Genomic DNA, 20,240 nt, shown 5'->3' with positions numbered 1-20,240 from the left:
ACGCGCTAGCGCGCACTCATGCGCAGTGCGCCGTCGAGGCGAATGACCTCGCCGTTCAGCATGCTGTTTTCACATATATGGCGCACCAGCGCCGCAAATTCCGCAGGCCTTCCGAGGCGCGGCGGGAAGGGCACGCTCTTGCCGAGCGCTTCCTGCACCTCATGTGGCATGCCGGCCATCATCGGCGTCTCGAAGATGCCCGGGGCGATCGACACGACCCGAATTCCATGGCGGGCAAGCTCGCGTGCAATCGGAAGCGTCATCGAGGCAATGCCACCCTTGGACGCTGCGTATGCGGCCTGTCCAACCTGTCCATCGAAGGCCGCGATCGATGCGGTGTTGACGATGACGCCGCGCTCCCCCTCAGCGTTCGGGTTCTGCTGCTGCATGGCAGATGCCGCCAATCGGATCATATTGAACGTGCCAACGAGGTTGATGGTGATCGTGCGCACGAAGCTGTCGAGGTCGTGGGGGCCGTTGCGACCGATGATCTTCTCGCCGGGCGCCACGCCTGCGCAGTTTACCAGCCCGCTCAGGCCGCCAAAGGCCTTCATCGCAGCGGCTACGACAGCTGCACCATCCCCGGCGCTTGTCACATCGGCCCTGACGTATCTTGCGTCCACCCCGAGTTCCGCGGCGATCGCTTCGCCGGCAGTCTCGTTGAGGTCGGCGATGATGACGCGCGCGCCGTTCTCAGCCAGCATGCGCGCCGTGGCAGCGCCCAGGCCAGAACCTCCACCGGTAACGATAAAGCTTCTTTCACGGATCAGCATCGGTTTGCTCCCATCACCTTGCGATCGTCTGCTCGGACTGTGACACCTCCCCGGCCCAGCCCAAGCTGACGGATTCTATTCCGGCGCCATATTGCAAGCGATGACAAAAATGCTGCATTGTTTCGGACAGTTTTGCCATAGGTGGAGGAGCTGGTGGCTGACATTGAGAGACGCATGATCGCGCGCGGCTTCGTCGAGGAGGCGCTTGACAGCTTGCGCCGAACAGGGCGGCCGACAGCGCCAATTCTTGCGTCGCTGGGGCTGCCCGAGGTTATCGATGAGCCGGTATCCGCCGAGAGCTATGGCGCTCTCTGGCTTGCGATTGCCAAGGAGCTCGATGACGAGTTTTTCGGGATGGGCGGGCGTCCGATGCGCAGCGGCAGCTTTACGCTGCTTTGCCATTGTGTCCTGCACGCGCCGACGCTCGGCCACGCGCTGCGCCGGGCACTGCGTTTCCTCGACGTGGTGCTGGACGATCCGCGTGGCAAGCTTGTTGTCAGAGACGGGCTTGCCCAGATCGAATTAACGGATGCCTGTGAAGCACGGTCGGCCTTCGCCTATCGCACCTACTGGATCCTTATCCATGGGATAACCTGCTGGCTGGTCGGCAGGCGCATTCCGATTCGGCTTGTCGATTTCCGTTGCGCCGAGCCGACGCAGGGGGCTGACTATCGGCTCTTCTTCGGAGCGCCCGTCAGGTTTGGACAACCAACCAGTCGCCTCGGTTTCGACAGCGCAATGCTGGATTTGCCGGTCACGCGTACTGAACAGGCGCTGAAGCAGTTTTTGCGGGGCGCACCGGCCAATATCCTCGTGCGCTATCGCTACGATGCGGGGCTCGCCTCCAGCGTCAGGCGGCGCTTGGACAAGGTGCCTCCGGCCGCATGGAAGACATTCTCGGATCTCGCTGTTGAAATGCGGATACCACCCTCAACCTTGCGTCACCGCTTGCGTGACGAAGGCCAGAGTTACGCCGGCATCAAGGATGACATCCGCCGCGATCTTGCCGTCGATCTGCTGCTCAACACGTCGAAGACAACAGGCGACATCGCCGCCCAGCTTGGCTATTCGGAGCCCAGCGCCTTCTTCCGAGCCTTTCGCAAATGGATGTCGAAAAGCCCCGACGCGTTCCGGCGCGAGGGCAGTGGCGCGGCCGGGCAGGGCGGGCGCAGCTCGCGGACGATGCGTCACATATCCCGGATCTAGACCTGAACTTTTCAAAGTCCGTCACTCGGCGCATGAAAATACCCGGCTGACGATGGTATTTAAACGGCGCACCATTGCCGTGCCGAGTACGAGGGGCGTCGTCAGGGGAAGGCAGCCAGGGATATGGCGGCAGCGAGCATTGCGGACTATCATGTTCCTCCGTGCATCGGTGCTTCGGATGCCGGAACGTGTGCCATCGAGCGCATGCGTGTTCTTGAAAGGAAAGGTTGATCGGTATGCCTGCCGCTCGCGAGGATTTGCGGGGCTTTTTGCGCGGAGAACCGGATTGCATACTCGTCGAAGTGACGGGGGCAGTCGGCTCGACGCCGCGCGATACCGATGCCTGGATGCTGGTGTCCAAGAGCCGTTCCTTTTCAACGATCGGCGGCGGCCAACTGGAATATATGGCGATCGACCAGGCACGACGGGCACTCCGCCAGTCCCAGTCGGTAGCGACGATGAGCATTCCTCTCGGGCCGGAGATCGGTCAATGCTGCGGTGGTCGCGTCGGCCTTTCCTTCACCGCGGTCACAAGCGAACTGGCCGATGAGTTGATTGCTCGGGCCGATGACGAGATTGCCCAACGGCCCCATGTCTATGTCTTTGGAGCCGGTCACGTCGGCGACGCATTGGCCCTTGCACTGTCACTGGCGCCATTGCGCACAATACTGGTCGATACCCGTGAAGACGAGCTTGCCGCCTCGCGTGCTTCGGGGATCGAAACGTGCCTGACCGCAATGCCCGAGGCGATCGTGCGCAATGCACCGGCGGGAAGCGCGTTTGTCATCCTCACCCACGATCACGCGCTCGACTTTTTGATTGCCACGGAAGCACTGCGTCGGGGCGATGCCGCCTATGTCGGGATGATCGGCTCGAAGACGAAGCGTGCGACCTTCAGGAATTGGTTATCACGCGAAGTGGGCAGGCCAGACCTTCTTGATCGCCTCGTCTGCCCGATCGGCGGCACCGCCATAAAAGATAAGCGCCCCGCTGTCATCGCAACGCTGGCGGCTGCCGAGATTATGGTGGCGGCGCTATCTTTCGGCGCGGGGGCCATTAGCGAAAAGCACAAGCTTAAGGCTGACGAATGACCTTTCGACTACCGCTCCCTCGAGGGAGCCGTCGGGTTCCTGACCGACCGTGATTTGGTACGATGTTCACGATCGGTGGCTATCCGATGCCAAAGGGAACTTTTGACAGAGGCGTATGAATTTCGCGCCTTCGATGCAATGTTGTTCTGCCTCGCGCGGCAAGCAGCCTGTCCATTTCATGCCGGGAGCTGCCGAAACTGGTCAGCAGCCGCCGCGCTTCTCCCTTGTCGAGGCAATACTGTCTCTGCAACATGGCCGGTGAATACGATATCTCGCGTAACTCTTCTCTCATGACGTCTCCTTTCAACCAGGAAACAATCGCGGGCGCTCGGTCGTTCCTTCACTGCTTGAGACCGCGTGTAAGATTGGGCGAGGTCGAGGGCTACGGCCTGACGGTCAAGCCGACTTCGGTCGATGGGTCGGACGGACCGTGTGGCGTTCGATTCGCCCGGCGACTGAAAAGATCAGCACCTCGACGTCCATGTCGATCCTCTCGCCATCCATGAGCCTGACCACGTCGTCGATACCCGAGGTCGGGTGGCCATCGATCGCAAGCAGATAGTCACCGTCCCGAAGCCCGGCTCGCGCTGCGGGACTGTCAATTTCGACCCGGCGCAGTCGCACTGCCGTTGTCTGGACAAGCCCGGCTTCCAGGGCCACGCGGCGCTGCAGTTCCACGGTATCCGCTGCGATGCCGATATAGGCGCGCCTCACATGGCCGAACCTCAAGAGTTCCGACACAACATGCTTGGCGGTGTTGGAAGCGACAGAGAAGGCGATGCTTTGCGCACCTTGGATCACGGCCGTGTTGACGCCAATGACCTCGCCTGCCGAGGACACAAGCGGGCCTCCGGAATTTCCTGGATTGAGCGCCGCATCGGTCTGGATGATATCATCCATCAAGCGTCCGCTGGCGGCGCGCATCGATCGGCCGAGCGCGGATACGATGCCTGCCGTCACCGTCCACTCGAAACCGAGCGGATTGCCAATTGCGATTGCGATGTGGCCGCGCTTCAAGCTCTTCGAGTCCCCAAGCTTGGCCCAGGCGCCCGGCCAGTCGTTCGCTCGAATGAGAGCGAGGTCACTGTCCGGATCCCGGCCCAGCACCTTGCCCTCGATCACAGCGCCATCTGGCGTTTTGATGCGAACGGTCTTGGCATCGTCGACGACATGGTTGTTCGTCACGACAAGACCATCGGGAGAGATCGCGAAGCCGGAACCGTGTCCGGCGCGGCCGCCCACCCTTTCAATGCGACTGACCGCGGGGCCGACGAGGTCGACCGCGTTCGATACAGAATGAGAATAGGCATCCAACAGGCTAGCGTCCTGAGACGGTTGGATGTCACGATCCAGGAATCCCATGAAAACTCCTCCGACGCGCAAGCGTCGCTTTGAGGAACGGCAGCGGCTGCAAAGGCGAGGGGCTGTCGGTTCGACAGGTTGAAATAGTGTCTATTCAGATGAGATTGCGCGCAACTTAAATCAAGGGGTGTCCAAGCTGCTATGTTTGGCATGTTCAAAGACACCAGCATCGAGCCGACCCATCACTGAAATTTGACCCAGGGGATGCAAGGCAACGTCGCCTGCGTGTGAAGCTGTGCTACATTTTTGACTGCTTGGATAAGGGGATTGGAGTGCCATGTTTGCGACGCTCGCGATGCTGATCAGCCTCTCCGGTGCAACCCCCGTTGTGGCGGAACCCGGGGGAGGCGAGGTTGACGTGAAACTCGTCCTCGCAGTCGATACCTCTCGATCCATGGATCAGGAAGAGGCTCGCATCCAGCGCGAAGGCTATGTCGAGGCTCTCAAGCACAGAGAATTCATCGATGCGGTGACCGGGGGGCTCACAGGACGCATTGCGATCAGTTACTTCGAATGGGCGGGCTATGTGGTGCCGGATTCCGTCATCGACTGGCATGTGATCGCGACGGAACAGGACGCGATCGACTTTGCCAACAAGCTCGAGCAGCGGCCGATCGCCACGCAGCGCCGCACGTCGATTTCCACCGCGATTGCGCAAGGGGCTGCGATGATCGTCTCCAGCCCCTACACCGGTATGCGACAGGTGATCGACGTCTCGGGAGACGGTACGAACAATTCCGGCAGTCCGGTTGCGCCAACGCGCGACAAGGCAGTGGAGACGGGCATGGTCATCAATGGACTTGCGCTCATGCTGCGCCCGTCCGGGGCTCCAGGCGGTCTCGACAGGTATTATGCGGATTGCGTGATCGGCGGCCCAGGTTCTTTCGTCTTGCCAGTCTACAAGATCGAGGATTTCGCCGTCGCGGTGCGGCGGAAACTTGTGCTTGAGGTCAGTGGTCTTCCTCCACAGCCGGCGACACAGCGGATCGCCGGCCAACCCGCGACCGACTGCATGATCGGCGAGCGGCAATGGCAGGAGATGTTCGAGCGATGATCGCGAACCGGCTGCCGCCCTCTCAGCCCCTCAATGTGTCGCGCAGCGCATCGAAGACGCGGGCATCCAACGTCTGGGAAACATTGAAGCGCATAAAGTTCTGGGCTGATTGCGAAAGGCTGAACGCGTTTCCTGGGGCGAGGACAATTTTCCGTTCCAGGGCAGCGCGTGCAACATCGGCAGCGTTGACGTCTCCGGGCAACCGGCACCAAAGAAACATGCCTGCCGAGGGTTCCAGCCAGGGAACGATGCCGAGGTTCTTCAGCTTCGCCGAGACGTTAAACATCGCCTCCGAGAGCCGGCTGCGCAGAGCCTCGACATGCTTGCGGTAGCTGCCATCACTGAGGACCTTATAAACAAGTTCGGACGAAAGCCGCCCGCCGCCGAATGTGGTGGCGATCTTGAGATCGATCAGTGCATCGACCCATTCCGGCTTTGCGGCGATGAAACCGCAGCGGGCCGAGGCCGACAGGGTTTTGGAGAAGCTTCCGATATGGATGACCCTGTCCAAGCCATCAAACGCCGCAAGACGGGGCGCCGGCGTGTGCTCGAAATCGGCGAAAATATCGTCCTCGACGATGGTGAGTTCGAATTGATCAGCGACCTTCAAGACCTTGTGGGCCGCAACTGGAGAAAGCGTCGCGCCTGTCGGGTTGTGGATTGCCGAGTTGGTGATGTAGAGGCGTGGTCGATGTTCAGCGACAACCTGGCCGAACAGTTCGATGTTCGGACCTGAGGGCGTATAGGGAACGCTGACGATCCTGGCACGATGGGCCCGCAGCAGCGCCTGGAAATTGAAATAGCAGGGATCATCCACCAGCACGACGTCATCAGGTTCGAGAAGGAAACGGCAGAGAAGATCGATCGCCTGTGTGCCCGATTCCGTCAGCATGATCTGATCCGGGGAGGCCTCCACGCCTCGCTCCGCCATGCGTCGCGCGATGTGCTGGCGTAACGGCGGCAATCCTAGGGGCGAGCCGTAGTCGGCGAACGCCGTGTTGTCGGCACGCGACAGTGTTCGCAAGGCCCGTCGAATGCCGTTTTCCGGAAGCCAGGACGGTGGGAGCCAGCCGCAGCCTGGCTTCAGATCTCCGTCATCGGCTTCAAGCGACTGCCGGGAAACCCAGAACGGATCGACGGCTCGGTCCAGCTTGGGGCCGATGTCGGAGAGGGAAAATGGAGCGGTCTGGTTTGCGACGTAGAAACCGGAACCCGGTCGAGACAAGATGACGCCTTCGGCAACCAGGCGCTCATAGGCGTCGACGACCGTCGACGTGGAGACGCCGGATGCTTTGGCCATTGCCCGAACGGATGGCAATTTCGCGCCCGGCGTCAGGTTGCGGCCGGCGATCCGTTGCCGGATCGTGGCCATGACCGTCGCCACCCGGCTAGTGCTGATTTCCGTATTTACATCCATCTGTACTGCTACCTCAGGCATAACAGTTTTGTTGAACTGTACCAGATTGTCGCTGGCGCTGCCATGGCTTTGGGTCGATAAGAACGGCATGTGAGAAAGGCAGTGTACATGGACCGCACCGCATCTGGGTGGCTTAACGGCCTTATTGGCGTAGTGATTTTCAGCGGCTCGCTGCCCGCCACGCGTGTGGCGGTCATGCAGTTTGATCCGGTGTTTCTGACAGTGGCGCGAGCGGGAATTGCAGGAGCACTGGCGCTTTTGCTTTTGCTGCTGTTCAAGGAGAAGCGTCCGGCAAGAGACGATCTGCTATCGCTGGCGGTGGTTGCCGCAGGCGTGGTGGTCGGCTTTCCATTGTTGACTGCGCTTGCCCTGCAGCATGTTACCTCGGCACATTCGGTGGTCTTTATCGGGCTGCTGCCACTTGCCACCGCCATCTTCGGCGTGATCCGCGGCGGGGAGCGTCCGAAGTTGGCATTCTGGCTCTTTGCAGTGATGGGAAGTGCGCTGGTCTGCAGTTTCGCCGTGGCGCAGGGACTGAGTGCTGCGCCCCTCGGAGACGCCTTGATGATGGCGGCGATCGTCGTCTGCGGGCTTGGTTACGCCGAAGGGGCGAAGCTTTCGCGGAAACTCGGGGGATGGCAGGTCATTTCCTGGGCGCTCGTTCTGTCGCTGCCGCTGATGATCCTTGCATCGATCTGGTTCATGCCGGCAAGCTTCTCGGGCATCAATGCCCCCGCATTGGCCGGCCTCGTCTATGTCTCTTTGTTCAGCATGCTGATCGGCTTTGTTTTCTGGTATCGGGGCCTGGCACAAGGCGGAATCGCGAGCGTCGGTCAACTGCAATTGCTTCAGCCCTTCCTCGGCCTGACGCTTGCCGCAACGCTGCTGCATGAAACGGTGACCTGGACGATGTTTGCGGTAACCGCAGCGGTGATTGCCTGCGTGGCGGCTGCCCGCAAATTCGCCCGATAGCGCGGCGCCTCGTTGTCGGCAGCGCTTTTCAAGCGCCGTCGAACCTGAGTGCTCCTTCCGCCTCCAGACGAACGCGGCCCCTTCCGACCCTGACAATCCGGATTGGGGCCTGCTTCTCTTCGAGCCGCCGGCGCAGCAGCAACAGTCGGGTCTCGAGATTGTCCTTTATCTCCGGCATCCGGCCGCCAACGGCCAGCCTCATCTCCCTGTTGGTGAACTCGTTGCGGCCGTCGCTCAGGTGCCATTCGAGCATCAGACGAAGCAGCGTACCGGCAATGCCCTTCACGATATAGGTACCGTCGACGAACACGCTGTCGTCCACGCGATGATGGACAACACGGATATCCCGGCCGCTGGCCGCAGGTTCGGATGCAAGCGCGGGTGCACCCTGCGTCGGCTCGGCCGACGCCGCCTCCCGTTCGCTCGCCCTCAAGGCGCTGGCGGCCTGTCCTGCCAGAATTTCAAGGGCTGCCTCATCTTCCTCGCGGAAGGCCAGCCGTTCCGCGCTTTCGACGAAAAGTACTCCGGTCATGGTGCCTCGAGCTGACATGGGAACGGCGATCTGGCTCATTACCATGGGCAATTGCGGAAAGGCGACGATACGCGTGGCGTTTTCCGATGCCTCTGCCTCCATGCCGATCGCTTCCCCGAGCCGGCGCACGCGGCTCATGTCGCTGACCTTGATCGTTTGCCCGCTCGTTGCCGCCGCGCCGATCAGCCCCTCGCTCCCGGCGATTTCGGATCCCAGTCCCGAGCGGTCGTAGCCGAGGCTGCCGGTCGTGATCAGGCAGCCGCGATGGCTATCATGGATGAGCACGACCGCATTTCGATATCCAAGAACGCGCTGAATACCGGCGAGGAGGCTATCGATGATCTCGTCCGCTTCTCCCTGCCGTTCGATGGCCCGGATTGCGTCCGAGAGAGCGGGAAGGCTGACGCTATCACGGCCTGTCGGGCTACGCGTGGTTTCCACCGGGGAGGGGACCTTCTCGATCCGGCGCACACGGAAGATATCCGCGCTCCGCAGCCGCATTACCTCCGACATGCCGACCTGCGCGCTGCTCGCCTTCAGCTGGAGCGCTATCTTGTCGAACAGTTGGCCGGCATCGACGGAGCGCACGAATCCGATGTCGAGCAGGAATTGGTCGCCCGTGAAGCCATCGACGAGGATCAGCGCGACCTGAGGGTTGGCGCGCACGTTCGCCGCCGTCTTGGCAAAGAACTGATTGGAGAGGGCAACGTGGTCTTCGTCGACCCGCACCACATGAGACAGATAGGAGATGTTTGGCGTTCCGTCGGCCGCGGCAGTGGCGATGATGGAGGGAATGACGCCTTCGAAGCAGGCTGACAGGTCGCTGAGACGCAAGCTCATCTGGGCCTCGCGAACGCCAGCATGCCGGCAAGCGGGCCGGGCGTCTGGATATATATTTCACTCACGGAAAGCCGAACGACCTTGGCCTCGCGAGCAGTAAGCCACGGCGTAATGATGCGCCCGGGCACTCCAAGGGCTTCAAGCTCGCCCGTGGCTGCCGCGATGAAGCGGTCGGCACAATCGATATCATGTGCCTCCGTGTCCCGCATCGAGGCGGCCCCCTTGAGCTGAAAGCTTACATAGTCAGACGGACTGACGAAGGTGGCGGCAATCCGGCCCGTCTGCCGGACGGAGGTTTCGAGCCGAGGCCATTGCCAGGACGAGAAGATGACGTCGATCGTCTCCCGGTCGTCGAAAATGTGGAAGCCGACTCCGCGTCCAGCGGATGGGTGCCCCGTTTCGTCGGCGGCGGCTATGATGCACATAAGTGGTCGATTGAAGAAATCGAGAAGCTTGTCGTCGACCTGCACCGCCGCCCCCACTGCGTGTCCTAACCCTCTTTAGCATCCTTTTAGGATATTCGGCACGGTTTGCACATTCTTTTAGGAACGCGCGTTTTTCCGGCGCGCTATAGAAACGTCGCACGGATTGGACCGTCTGGATAACCATCTGCCCGGTCGTTTGTGGATCTATGCCACCGAAGCTGCAAAGGCCGAGATCATGTCGGCATATCGGACCGGCACGGCATCCGAACCCGTCCGTGCACGAAATAGTCGCAACCGAAACGGCTGAAGCCTGGAGTGAATGATGGAGAAGTTTACGCATGCGGCGGTATCGCCGCCGAACCATGGAACGCCCGCAATGGCGTTCGGCAAGCATGTCATACGCATGATGGCGGCCAACACCGGCGGTTCGTTCGGTATGTTTGAGGCCACCGTGCCGTCCGGAGATGGTCCGCCGCTTCATATGCACGAGCGCGAGGATGAGTTCTTCCGTGTCCTGTCTGGCCGCTTCGGTTTCTGGTGTGCCGGTGACTATGTCGAACTGACGGAAGGCGGCTGCATCGCGCTGCCACGCGGCGTTCCGCATCGCTTCCGGAATGTCGGCGAAAGCGAAGGCCATATCATGGTCGTTGTGACGCCCGGCGGGTTCGAGAATTTCTTTCCGATCATCGAGCTTTGCAAGCCCGAAACCCCCGAGCAAATCGCCTCTGTCGCGATGGATTTCGGCCTGACCTTCCTGCCTGTCGAAGGCCGCAAGGTCGCCTGATCCGGCGACAAGCCACTCTGAAATACAGCATCGAGAATTCAATAACGGTCCATCGAAAGGAGACCGAAGGATGACACGCGCGCCTTCAAGCGAAAACGAAAACGAAATGACGCTGACAGCCAATCAGCTGGATGCCTATCTTGCCAAGATCGGGGTCTCCCGGCCTATTTCTCTCGACCTTCAGAGCCTGTCGAGACTGCATCGCGCCCACCTCATGACATTCACATGGGAAGCGCTGGATGCCTTCATGGAGTGGCCGTCCTCGATCACACCAAGATCGGCTTTCGCCAAGATGGTGGAAGGAAGGCGCGGCGGTTGGTGCTACGAGATGAATGGCCTCTTCGGTGCGGCTCTCGATGCACTCGGCTTTCGAGTGACCCGCCTTTGCGGCGGCGTCGACCGTGAAAAGCTGGGGGACATCGCGATCGGCAATCACCTGACGCTACGGGTCGATCTTCATCGACCTTATCTCGCCGAAGTGGGCGTGGCCGACGCCATCATCGAACCTGTCCCGCTTGCCGTCGGACCCATCAGCCAGCGCGGTTTCGATTTTTCGATCATGCCGACCCATAACGGCTGGCTGCGCTTCAACAATCACGTGCATGGCATCGCGCGCAGTTTCGATTTCCGCGCCGACCACAGTGATGAGGCCGCCATGGCCGCCACGCATGCCTGGTTGATGCGGGACCAGGGGTCGCCGTTCACAAATGCGCTTGCCGTTCTGCGTCATACCACGGACGGCTATGTCGCCCTGCAGAACGATCGCTTGCGCAGCGTAACGCCGAACAGCGTTCGCGAGCTGCGCATCACAAGCGCGGACCATCTCGCGGACACGTTCGAAACCTTTTTCGACCTCGACGTTCCCCAATTCGGACGGGTCTGGGAAAAGATCCAGGCGATCGGTCATAACAAGGCGGCCTGAAAAGGCCGCCCATCAACACGCTGGAACTCAGGGAAACATCGATGCTTCACATAATTCTATGACCGTCTCGCCCTGAACGCGGCACTCGCCATTGGTGGGGTTCAGGCATCGGCATTAGGTTCCGTGTGTGGGGACGCCCAAAAGCCGTGAAACCTGAGAACTCCGTACTACGACATGCCAAAAGCGGCGGCCGTGCCATGCGAGGCATGTCCAACGACCGAACCTCTTACGTCGCTGCAAGCAAGAGAATGTAAGCGACGACGGTCACCATCAGCCCCCGGAATGCGCAGACGACGCACCGGTATTTTCCGCGCGCGATGGTCGAAAGAATGTCGGCGTTTTCGAGGTATTGTTCAAACAGATAGCCGGCGTCGCGCTTGCCCGCGGCTTCACAAAAGTGTCCTCGGTGCTTGTGCCAGGTGCCCCAGAACAGGGATGTTGACGAATTCAAGTGCCGAGGCAGGACGACGAGAATCGCAGAAAGAATCGAAAAGATTGAAGCCAGAGCAAGCGCGCCGGAGAAAAGAATGCCTACCGGCGTCCCGTGGGCGTAGCGGTGCCAGGCAAAAACCTCACGTCCCTCGCTCGATGTAACAAGAAACGCGAGCATGAATGTAAAAATATACGCAGCTTTTTGATCTGAAATCTTGATTTGATCGTAGAATATGTCGTTTATCTTCTTGATGTGATCGAAGTACTCGGAACTAATATCAGTATGTGATGGCGGACTACTCAAAAAATCCGTGGTGTTCTCGACGTCACTCACATTGCATCCCCCTGCTGAAGTGTTTCCCTAATATTACACTCGAGAAACAAAGCAAATCCCTGCGTTACTCCCGCTTGACTTTTCAACTATAGGCAGACAAATCCTTCCAATATGTGGGGTAAATTTACGAGATACGCGTGCGGGGGCACAGCGATCGCGGTGATTGCGTTATATTTGACGCATCCGGCCGCGGCGGAGCCTATCCAGCGAACCGCGCGAGCTGCTGGCTCGGTGATTGACCGCAAGACGGGAGAAGAGGTTCGTTTCGTCGATCTTTCCGATTGGCAGAACGTCGCTCTTCATCAAGACTTGCTCGGCGGCGACGTGCTGCGCACCAATGCCAATGGTCAATTGGCGATCCTGTTTGCCGATCACACGCAGGTGCGACTGGGCCGCAATTCTGCGCTGCAGGTCAAGCAGATAGCTGCCGGCGGTGACACGATTCTCAATTTGCAATCCGGCACTATCTGGGCACGCGCCCAGCGTGGTGGTCAGGGCCTGACGGTCGAGACGCCGGCCGCAGCGGCTGCCATTCGCGGCACCGACTGGACAATGACGGTCAAGGGCGACCAGACCTCACTGATCGTGCTCGAGGGCCGGGTAGAGCTTAAAAACGAGCACGGTAGCGTCGAAGTCGCACAGGGCGAAGCGGCAGTTGCGACGATCGGACAGGCACCGCGCAAGCTGGTCATTGTGACACCAGACGATCGCGAGCAGATGCTGTTCTATCTAACGCTGCGCGGTGGTTTTACCTTCATGCCTGCCTCGCCCCTGCCGATGCAGAAAATGAGGTCCGAGCGCAGCCGCATCGAGGCCAGGGCACCGGAAGCAAGAACCGCGGAAGACTGGTTGACGCTCGCCGAAGTGCAGTTGTCATTTGATGGTCGCCGGGAGGCACTCAAGTCGTTGGCGAGAGCTCGGGCGCTCAAGTTGTCGGTTACCCAAAGCGCCCGTGCAGATTTGATCGAAGCCTTGATCGCCGGCGCTGAAAAACGCTATGACGATGCAGCACGACTGTTTTCACGGGCCGAGCCTGCACTCGATCCGCAGCGCCGGAGTATTGCCGCCTACGGTGGCTACTATTCCCGCTCGCTACGCGACCCCGATCATGTGGAGACGCCCCCCGCATCGATCACAGGTCCCTATACTGCGGTTATGAAGGCCTATACGGCCGGCTTCCTCGAAGATATTCCCGCGGCCATCAGGACGATGAAGGAAGCAGAAGCGCGTTATCCGACGGATTCGCGCCTGCCGGCACTGCGCGCACAGCTTGCCCTTCTGATCAATGACCGCGCCCAGATGCGGGAGGCGATCGAACGGTCACTTTCGATCGACCCCATGGATCCTGATGGCTTGCAAGCCCGCGCTCGTATGCGCGCCGACTTCGAGGGAAATCTCGATGCAGCGCTTGCAGACCTGAACAAAGCGATCGAGATTGCGCCAGGCTCCGCGATGGCATGGAATGATCTCGGCCTGCTGCAGGATGCTCGCGGTGCCAGCCGTGAGGCGGAGGTGGCCTTCAAAAAGGCGATCGAACTCGATCCCGACGATCCGATCAGCCACGCCAATCTTGCGATCCTTTATCTCGACCAATCGCGCATGAAGGAAGCCAAGCGAGAGATCGACCTGGCACTGGCCGCCGATCCAGCCTTCGACGTCGCACTGCTTGCGCGTGGACGCTACTATCTCCAGACGGGTGAACGAGAAAAGGCGATCGAAGACCTGCTCGCGGCATCCACCGCCAATCCGAGCTACTCGCAAGCGCAGCTCATGCTGGCCGCGGGCCACTATGAGCGTGGCGACAGGGACCCTTCAAATCAGGCGCTCGAGAATGCCGACCGACTGGACAAGAATGATCCCGTTATTGCAGCATTTCGAACCGCCGTTGCTATTGACGACTACGATGCCGACGGCGCGATAGCAAACGCTCAGGAGTTTCTGAGGCGCGCGCGTGCCCGCGGCGGGGATTTCAGCGCGCTTGGAGCCAACCAGGACGCCGGATCCACGCTCAACAACGCGTTTCGTTTGCAGGGCCTCGACGCCTGGGGCCGATATTACGGCGACGCGGTCTTTGATCCGTTTGAAGGTAGCGGTTTTACTGACCAGGCCCTCAAGGGAAGTATCAACCCGTTCAAGAACGCCATTACATTTGGCGACAGCGTGATTGAAAACACCGCCAACGCAACGAGCTTTTCCTCCCTGTTCCAGGGACTGCTGCTCGATCCGCACATGTTGTCAGGTCGGTCGAGATCGGCCACGCTCCTTCGCACGCCATTTATCGAAGGTTCTATCGGTGGCGGCATAAACAGCGTTGGCGGCCACACCGGGCGTGTCGGTGAAGCCGAGATTCAGGGCTTTGCCAACGAGACGATCCCGATCAGCTTTTTCGGCAATTTCGAGTGGGAGGAAATTCCAGCCGAGGGAGATTATGCCAACTTCGGAAACTTCTCTACCGAGAACAAGCTGCTGAGCGCCAACGGCTATGTCACGGCCACTCTAACCCCTGAGGATCGGCTGGTTGCCTTCGTCAATCAAAGCCAAAGCGACTTCGACCTGAATTCGCTGACACTTGATCCATCGCCTTCGGCCCGGTTCAATGACGAACTCTTCTTTCCTCTTCTCGGATTTGACCTCGCTCCGCCCGAACTGCCCTTCTATCGCAACGAACGCAACAGTCTCGATAATCTCAACAGTGGCGTAGGCTGGAGCCACACATTCGGCTACCAAAATATCGTTAATGCGGCACTGCTTTATTCTGAAGTTAAGTCGCAGAGTACGAATGACTTCGTGTTCGATCAGTCAGCTGTGCCTTTCCTCGGAGGGCCCCCGCCGGACCTCGTTCCCTTCGGGCACACAAATGAAAGCCTATCGTCCAAAAGCTATGTCGCAGCCATCAGTCACAGCCTTGGCACTGACAACGGCTTGACCTGGCGCTACGGACTTGAGGGAGGATGGATCGACACGCGTGCCAGCGGCTTTGCCGAGTTCTTCGAGCTGTTCCCCCTCTTTGTCCCGGATGTGACGATCGGTCCTGAAGAAGCGTCCAATCGAACAAACCTGACGCGCGCCTACGTAGACTTGCTGCACGAGATCACCCCGGACCTGAAGGCTGAATACGCGCTCCATGCCACGTGGCTGGATGGAGACGGTACGGATGTCAGCCGGCTGGAGCCGCGATTGGGCGTGGCCTGGACACCGGTCGAAGATCAATGGTTGCGCGCCGCATTCATGCGTCAGAGCGTTGAGATAGGCGTTCCGACACTTGCCCCGATCGGTATTGTCGGGCTGCAGCCCAATCAGATTGCGGTTGGAGTCGATGGCTACGTCGACACTGCTCAACTACAATGGGATTCCCAGTGGACGGACAGGTTCTTCACGTCCATGAGCTATCAGCACCAGGAATTGCACGACATGACGATCGGGCTGCCGCTGACGGCGCTTCCCGCCTTCGATAGCTTGACTTTGGAACGAGCAAGCCTCGACCGCGCAAGCGTCACGGCAAATTTTGCGTTGGGGAACGGGTTTGGCCTTTCCGCGACCTATGCTCGTATGGACTCGGAGAATAAGGATGAAGCAAGCGTCAACTTTGGCGGTGCGCTTCCGTTCGTTCCACGCAACTCGGGTCAGGTCGCTCTAACCTGGGTTAACGAAGCGAAGGTGAAAGCGACGATCGCTGCGAATTATATCGGCAAACGGGACGGAGACGACATCGGGACAGAGCTTGATGACTTCTGGACGCTTGATGCCAATATGATATGGGAGCCGTTCGACAAGCGCTTTGCTCTTGAAGTGGCTGCGTTCAACCTCCTCGATGAGAAATTTGAAATAACGCCGGGTGTTCCTGGTTGGGGACGTGCCGTGAAGGGCACATTCAAAGTTCGTTTCTGATGAACAAGACACCGACCCTTGGTCCGGCTTCAGGATCTGCCGGTTGGCTGTTCAGCAACCGCAGCCTCCGGCTGCTCGTCCTTATTCTCCTGACATTGATCGGGATCTCGCTACTCTCGCGACTGCCGGCTTGGCCGCTACTGGAGCTCAAATCCTTCGACTATCTGTCGACGATCGATGGCCTGGTGCCGCCGGGGGAGGGGCCGGTGATCGTTGCCATCGACGAGCCTTCACTTGCGGCAATAAACGCACAATGGCCGTGGCCGCGCAGCTTGCATGCTCAGTTGATCCGGCAATTGCGAGAAGCCGGCGCAAAGGCAGTCGGCCTCGATATCATCATGGCAGAGCCCTCGACACCGGAGAACGATACTGCAATTGCCGCCGCGGTCGGCCCTGACATCGTGCTTGCAGGCGACGAAACCTTGATCGAAACGCCGCAAGCCGACCAACTCGTGCGGGCTACACCTTTGCCGCAACTCACCGCTGCCGGTGCTCGCACGGGCATTGCCTCAATCGAACTTGGTGGGGACGGTGTCTTCCGGACCATCCCGATCTACGACGACGGCTTTGCGGCCACGCTTTTGCGAGCCGCTGGCCACGATGGCGTGCCCGTCCCGCAGGACGCGATGATCCAGTCCTTTGGCCCGGCACGGAGCTATCAGACGGTCTCATATTATCAGGCACTCGACCCGAAGACGTTCCTGCCCGAAGGAACATTCAATAACCGCGTTGTCCTGGTGGGTCTTAGTCTCCAGAATGCCCCGGAGATCGACAAGGGAGGTGCTGATGCCTTTGCCACCCCATACACGATGCATACGGGGAAGCTTACGGCCGGCGTAGAGATCCAGGCAACGATCTATGACAATCTTCGGCAACGGCTGTCGATCAATCGCACGAGCATGGTGCCTTTTATTGGATTTGTTCTGCTCGCAGCCGCATTCGCGGCTGCAGCCGTCTGGAAATCGACTGGCTGGCTCACCCTCCTGGCAACTGTTGTCGCCATCTGCTTATTCGCACTGCTGTCCTACACGGGCCTGCGTTTCGGCCATTTCTTCGTATCACCGCTTGGGCCGACCGTTGCATTTGCCTCGGTCGCCTTCGGCCAGGCCGCTTTCGACTTTGCGGAAGAGCGCCGAAACAAGCAACGCATTACCCGCGCATTTTCTCAATACATTTCACCCGATCTTGTCAAAAGGCTATCTGATGACCCTTCGCAGCTGAAACTCGGCGGCGAGAGACGAACGTTGTCGGTGCTATTTTCCGACGTCCGTGGCTTTACGACAATCGCCGAGACGATGAAGGATGATCCGGAAAAGCTAACCGGCCTGATCAACCGCCTGCTGACGCCGCTCTCCGATATCGTCATGGATCACGGAGGGACAATCGATAAGTACATGGGCGACTGCATCATGGCATTCTGGAACGCTCCCCTCGATGACCCTGAGCACGCGCTCCACGCTGTTCAGGCATCGATTGCAATGCAGACGGCCATCGGAAGGCTCAACAAGGACCTCGAGATAGAAGCGCGAGCAAGCGGGTCACCACAGCATGTTCTCAAGATGGGCGTTGGGATCAATACAGGCGAATGTGTCGTCGGCAACATGGGCTCGAGCCGGCGTTTCGACTATTCCTGCCTGGGGGATTCCGTCAATCTTGCCTCGCGCCTGGAAGGGGCGTCAAAAAACTATGGCGTTGCTATCTTGCTTGGGGAGGAAACTGCACGTCTCGTAGGCGGGTTTTATAACGTGATGGAGCTCGACCAAATCGTCGTGAAGGGACGAACGACGCCGTCGCCTGTGTATACGATCGTTGAGGACGCAAGCGCGGAGCAGGTGGAAGCGCATAAAGTTTTCCTGGCCGCTAAGTACAACAGGACGTTGCTTCCCCTCGATGCCATGTTTGAGACGCTGACCGCTGCCTTTCCATCGCTTCGTCTCTATTACTCAATTGTCCAAAGCGAGTGTGCGCGGCAGGTCGACGACTAGTCGGACAATGGCGATCTCGGCCATCTGATCGACACGGAATTTGCCCTGCGAGCGGTCTCGCGGAGGCGTGTGCAGCGGAGGGCTTTAGTTGGCCGGGAGAGATAGGTCAGCGATGCGCGCTCGCAACGCCCGGCACGCGGATGCGAGATCGCTCTCGCGCAAAAGCGCGCCGCCGATCAGATAAATCACATGGTTCCCGTAAACCTGCTGCATGTCGGGGATCCGCTCGAACGTCATGCCACCTCCAGGCGCAGGAAAAATGGGCTTCAGCTCACCAAGATCCTCCGTGCAACCGTGGAGGATGGACAGACACTCTTCGCGCGAGAAGCCGAACCGCCCACCGAAATTCGGAAACACGACCGCATCGACACCCATGAGCCTTTGCAGCGTTCCGAAGTAGAAGCGGTGCGAAAAACCCGTCGTTGGCGTGATGACATTGGCGCCGGCAAAAGTCGGATGCGAGATGATCGGCAGACAGAAATTGGGGTCGGCGGCAAGCGTACGGGACACGTCAAAGCCGACGAGTGACGGTGCCAGCATAACCGCACCCGCGCCCGCTTCCTTTGCCATGAGGGCCCGCTCGAAGATCTGCGACGCCGGTCCTGTGATGTTGGGCACGTACGCGCATTGAAATCCGGTGCTGGCATTTGCCTCGGCAACGGCTTCGACGCAGGCCTTAAGGCGCTCAGGATAAGGTGAGGTCGGCTGATCAACGAGCCCGTGGTCGTCCTTGATAAGATGCGTGCCACCCAAGGCAAAGCGGTGAGTGAGATCCGCGAGTTCCGACGTCGATAGACCCACGGGTTTGATCGCCGACATGATGAGCGGACCAGAAGTGACCTCTGTTCGAGCGCGCAATCCGGCAGCGCCGAAACGTGGTCCAGGGCAAAGCTTGCGCAAGCCGTCCGACAGCTGCAGAGATTCGACGCGCGTACCGGTTTTGATCGAGGAGTTGCCAAAGACGATGTTCAGAAGCTGCAGGAAATCGCCACCCACATCGTCCTCGCTGTAGGAAATTTCCGCCAGGAAGCCGCCACGCTCGGCGCCGGCGGATTTCAGGTTTTCCAACCGGCCGAGAATCTCGTCCTCAACGTAGCCACGCGGCACGATCTCTCTTGGGATTTCCACCGTCTGTTCGACTGCGATATCCAAGGCTCGCGCTCGCGCTTCTTTTTCGCCGGTGGCGTCGAGCCAGTAGCTGACGGAAAAACGCGATGCCATCAGAGCGCCTCTGCCTTCTGTACCGAATGAACCGTGTCGAGGCGGGCCGCTTCGAACTCAGGATCGGCTATGTCGAGGGCGCGCCCCAGCAGATTGCCGATCGCCTGCGTCAGTGCGCTGGCATCGAGCCCGTACTTCTTCATAAGATAGGGTTTGGAGGCGCCATGCGCGAAGGTGTCTTCCAGTCCCAGTCGGCGAAGGCGGATGCCAAGCCCTTCCTCGGCAACAATTTCGGCGACCAGCGATCCGAGCCCGCCATTGATTGTGTGGTTCTCGAGCGTGACTATACCTTTCTTGCCGCGTGCCGCCTTTAGCAGGCCGTCGCGATCAAATGGCTTCAGCGTCGAGGCATGCAGGTGGTGAATGCCGATCCCGCGGTTTTTCAGCGGCCCGGCAGCACGTAAGGCCTCTTCGGTGCACACGCCCGAAGAGACGACGAGGATATCGCCTCCCTCGCTCAGCGTCCGCAGTCGGTTGAATTCGAAAGGTGTCGAAAAAAGCCGTGGGACCTCGCCGCGCAGAACTCGGACGTACACCGGGCCGTCGATACTGTCTGCCACCTCAAGAACGCTCTCCACTTCGGTGGCATCGCCGGTTTCGAGGACCGTCATGTTCGGGATGGCGCGCATGACCGATATGTCCTCGATCGCCTGATGAGTAATGCCGCCGGGTGTCGTAATTCCGGGCAGGAAACCCATCATTCGAACCTTGCGGTTGGAGTAAGCGATGGAGTTGATCAGTTGGTCGTAAGGGCGGCGATAGAGAAAGACGGAGAAGGTATGGACGAAGGGTCGGAAACCCTGCATTGCTAGGCCGCCGGCAAAAGACAACATGTTCTGTTCTGCCATGCCGAGCGACAGAAACTGATCGGGATAGCGATCGCGAAAGCCGTCGATTTCGCAGGATGATGTCAGATCGGCGGACAGGCAAAGCACTTCCGGGCGGGAGGAAGCGAAGTCCTCGAAGGCTCTGGCATAGGGGCGGTTGACGATTTCGACCATG

At 59.6% G+C, this 20,240-nt stretch carries 16 protein-coding genes; 8 read left to right on the top strand and 8 right to left on the bottom strand.

Going from position 1 to position 20,240, the window contains the following annotated elements; genetic code table 11:
• Window positions 1-5 precede the first annotated feature (5 nt).
• On the bottom strand, window positions 6-773 hold the full coding sequence (locus tag IB244_RS07645; protein WP_192303779.1) for a 3-hydroxyacyl-CoA dehydrogenase: 768 nt from the start codon (window positions 771-773) through the stop codon (window positions 6-8).
• 153 nt (window positions 774-926) lie between these two features.
• Here IB244_RS07645 and IB244_RS07640 point away from each other — a divergent pair, with 153 nt between their 5' ends.
• Together IB244_RS07640 and xdhC are read left to right on the top strand one after the other, a co-directional pair.
• Complete coding sequence (locus IB244_RS07640; RefSeq protein WP_192303777.1) at window positions 927-1,979, top strand: AraC family transcriptional regulator; 1,053 nt, start codon at window positions 927-929, stop codon at window positions 1,977-1,979.
• A gap of 236 nt (window positions 1,980-2,215) precedes the next feature.
• Window positions 2,216-3,070 (top strand): xanthine dehydrogenase accessory protein XdhC, encoded by an 855-nt coding sequence (gene xdhC / locus IB244_RS07635; RefSeq protein WP_192303775.1) that lies wholly within the window; start codon window positions 2,216-2,218, stop codon window positions 3,068-3,070.
• 396 nt (window positions 3,071-3,466) lie between these two features.
• On the opposite strand, the gene IB244_RS07630 is transcribed toward xdhC, so the two are convergent.
• Window positions 3,467-4,432, bottom strand: coding sequence for a S1C family serine protease (locus tag IB244_RS07630; protein ID WP_192303773.1), 966 nt, complete (start codon window positions 4,430-4,432; stop codon window positions 3,467-3,469).
• Window positions 4,433-4,709: 277 nt separating this feature from the next.
• Here IB244_RS07630 and IB244_RS07625 point away from each other — a divergent pair, with 277 nt between their 5' ends.
• A complete protein-coding gene (locus IB244_RS07625) occupies window positions 4,710-5,486 on the top strand; it encodes a DUF1194 domain-containing protein (RefSeq protein ID WP_192303771.1) in 777 nt (258 codons plus the stop codon).
• 22 nt (window positions 5,487-5,508) lie between these two features.
• Here IB244_RS07625 and IB244_RS07620 read toward each other — a convergent pair whose 3' ends face one another.
• A complete protein-coding gene (locus tag IB244_RS07620) occupies window positions 5,509-6,924 on the bottom strand; it encodes a PLP-dependent aminotransferase family protein (RefSeq protein WP_192303769.1) in 1,416 nt (471 codons plus the stop codon).
• A gap of 87 nt (window positions 6,925-7,011) precedes the next feature.
• On the opposite strand from IB244_RS07620, the gene IB244_RS07615 reads away from it, so the two are divergent.
• Window positions 7,012-7,875 (top strand): DMT family transporter, encoded by an 864-nt coding sequence (locus tag IB244_RS07615; RefSeq protein WP_192303767.1) that lies wholly within the window; start codon window positions 7,012-7,014, stop codon window positions 7,873-7,875.
• A 28-nt stretch (window positions 7,876-7,903) separates the two neighbouring features.
• On the opposite strand, the gene IB244_RS07610 is transcribed toward IB244_RS07615, so the two are convergent.
• Both IB244_RS07610 and IB244_RS07605 read right to left on the bottom strand, forming a co-directional pair.
• On the bottom strand, window positions 7,904-9,247 hold the full coding sequence (locus IB244_RS07610; protein WP_192303765.1) for a GAF domain-containing protein: 1,344 nt from the start codon (window positions 9,245-9,247) through the stop codon (window positions 7,904-7,906).
• Window positions 9,244-9,729 (bottom strand): pyridoxamine 5'-phosphate oxidase family protein, encoded by a 486-nt coding sequence (locus IB244_RS07605; RefSeq protein WP_192303763.1) that lies wholly within the window; start codon window positions 9,727-9,729, stop codon window positions 9,244-9,246. Before IB244_RS07605 ends, IB244_RS07610 begins: the two co-directional genes overlap by 4 nt.
• Before the next feature lie 265 nt (window positions 9,730-9,994).
• Here IB244_RS07605 and IB244_RS07600 point away from each other — a divergent pair, with 265 nt between their 5' ends.
• On the top strand, window positions 9,995-10,456 hold the full coding sequence (locus IB244_RS07600) for a cupin domain-containing protein (protein ID WP_192303761.1): 462 nt from the start codon (window positions 9,995-9,997) through the stop codon (window positions 10,454-10,456).
• Window positions 10,457-10,526: 70 nt separating this feature from the next.
• Window positions 10,527-11,378, top strand: a complete 852-nt coding sequence (locus IB244_RS07595) for an arylamine N-acetyltransferase family protein (RefSeq protein ID WP_192303759.1) — start codon at window positions 10,527-10,529, stop codon at window positions 11,376-11,378.
• A 226-nt stretch (window positions 11,379-11,604) separates the two neighbouring features.
• On the opposite strand, the gene IB244_RS07590 is transcribed toward IB244_RS07595, so the two are convergent.
• Window positions 11,605-12,144 (bottom strand): Pycsar system effector family protein, encoded by a 540-nt coding sequence (locus IB244_RS07590; RefSeq protein ID WP_192303757.1) that lies wholly within the window; start codon window positions 12,142-12,144, stop codon window positions 11,605-11,607.
• 111 nt (window positions 12,145-12,255) lie between these two features.
• Between IB244_RS07590 and IB244_RS07585 the strand changes: the two genes are divergently transcribed.
• A complete protein-coding gene (locus IB244_RS07585; protein ID WP_192303755.1) occupies window positions 12,256-16,032 on the top strand; it encodes a FecR domain-containing protein in 3,777 nt (1,258 codons plus the stop codon).
• Window positions 16,032-18,017, top strand: coding sequence for a CHASE2 domain-containing protein (locus tag IB244_RS07580; protein WP_192303753.1), 1,986 nt, complete (start codon window positions 16,032-16,034; stop codon window positions 18,015-18,017). Before IB244_RS07585 ends, IB244_RS07580 begins: the two co-directional genes overlap by 1 nt.
• 84 nt (window positions 18,018-18,101) lie before the next feature.
• Here the strand turns inward: IB244_RS07580 and IB244_RS07575 are convergent, their stop codons facing one another.
• A complete protein-coding gene (locus IB244_RS07575) occupies window positions 18,102-19,238 on the bottom strand; it encodes a RuBisCO large subunit C-terminal-like domain-containing protein (protein ID WP_192303751.1) in 1,137 nt (378 codons plus the stop codon).
• A complete protein-coding gene (locus IB244_RS07570) occupies window positions 19,238-20,239 on the bottom strand; it encodes a transketolase family protein (protein ID WP_192303749.1) in 1,002 nt (333 codons plus the stop codon). Before IB244_RS07570 ends, IB244_RS07575 begins: the two co-directional genes overlap by 1 nt.
• Window position 20,240 lies beyond the last annotated feature (1 nt).

This window comes from Rhizobium sp. RHZ02 (assembly GCF_014851575.1).
GTDB classification, from domain to species: domain Bacteria; phylum Pseudomonadota; class Alphaproteobacteria; order Rhizobiales; family Rhizobiaceae; genus Rhizobium; species Rhizobium altiplani.
The sequence above is the reverse complement of the archived record's forward strand: the minus strand, read 5'-3'. Positions and strand labels throughout refer to the sequence as shown.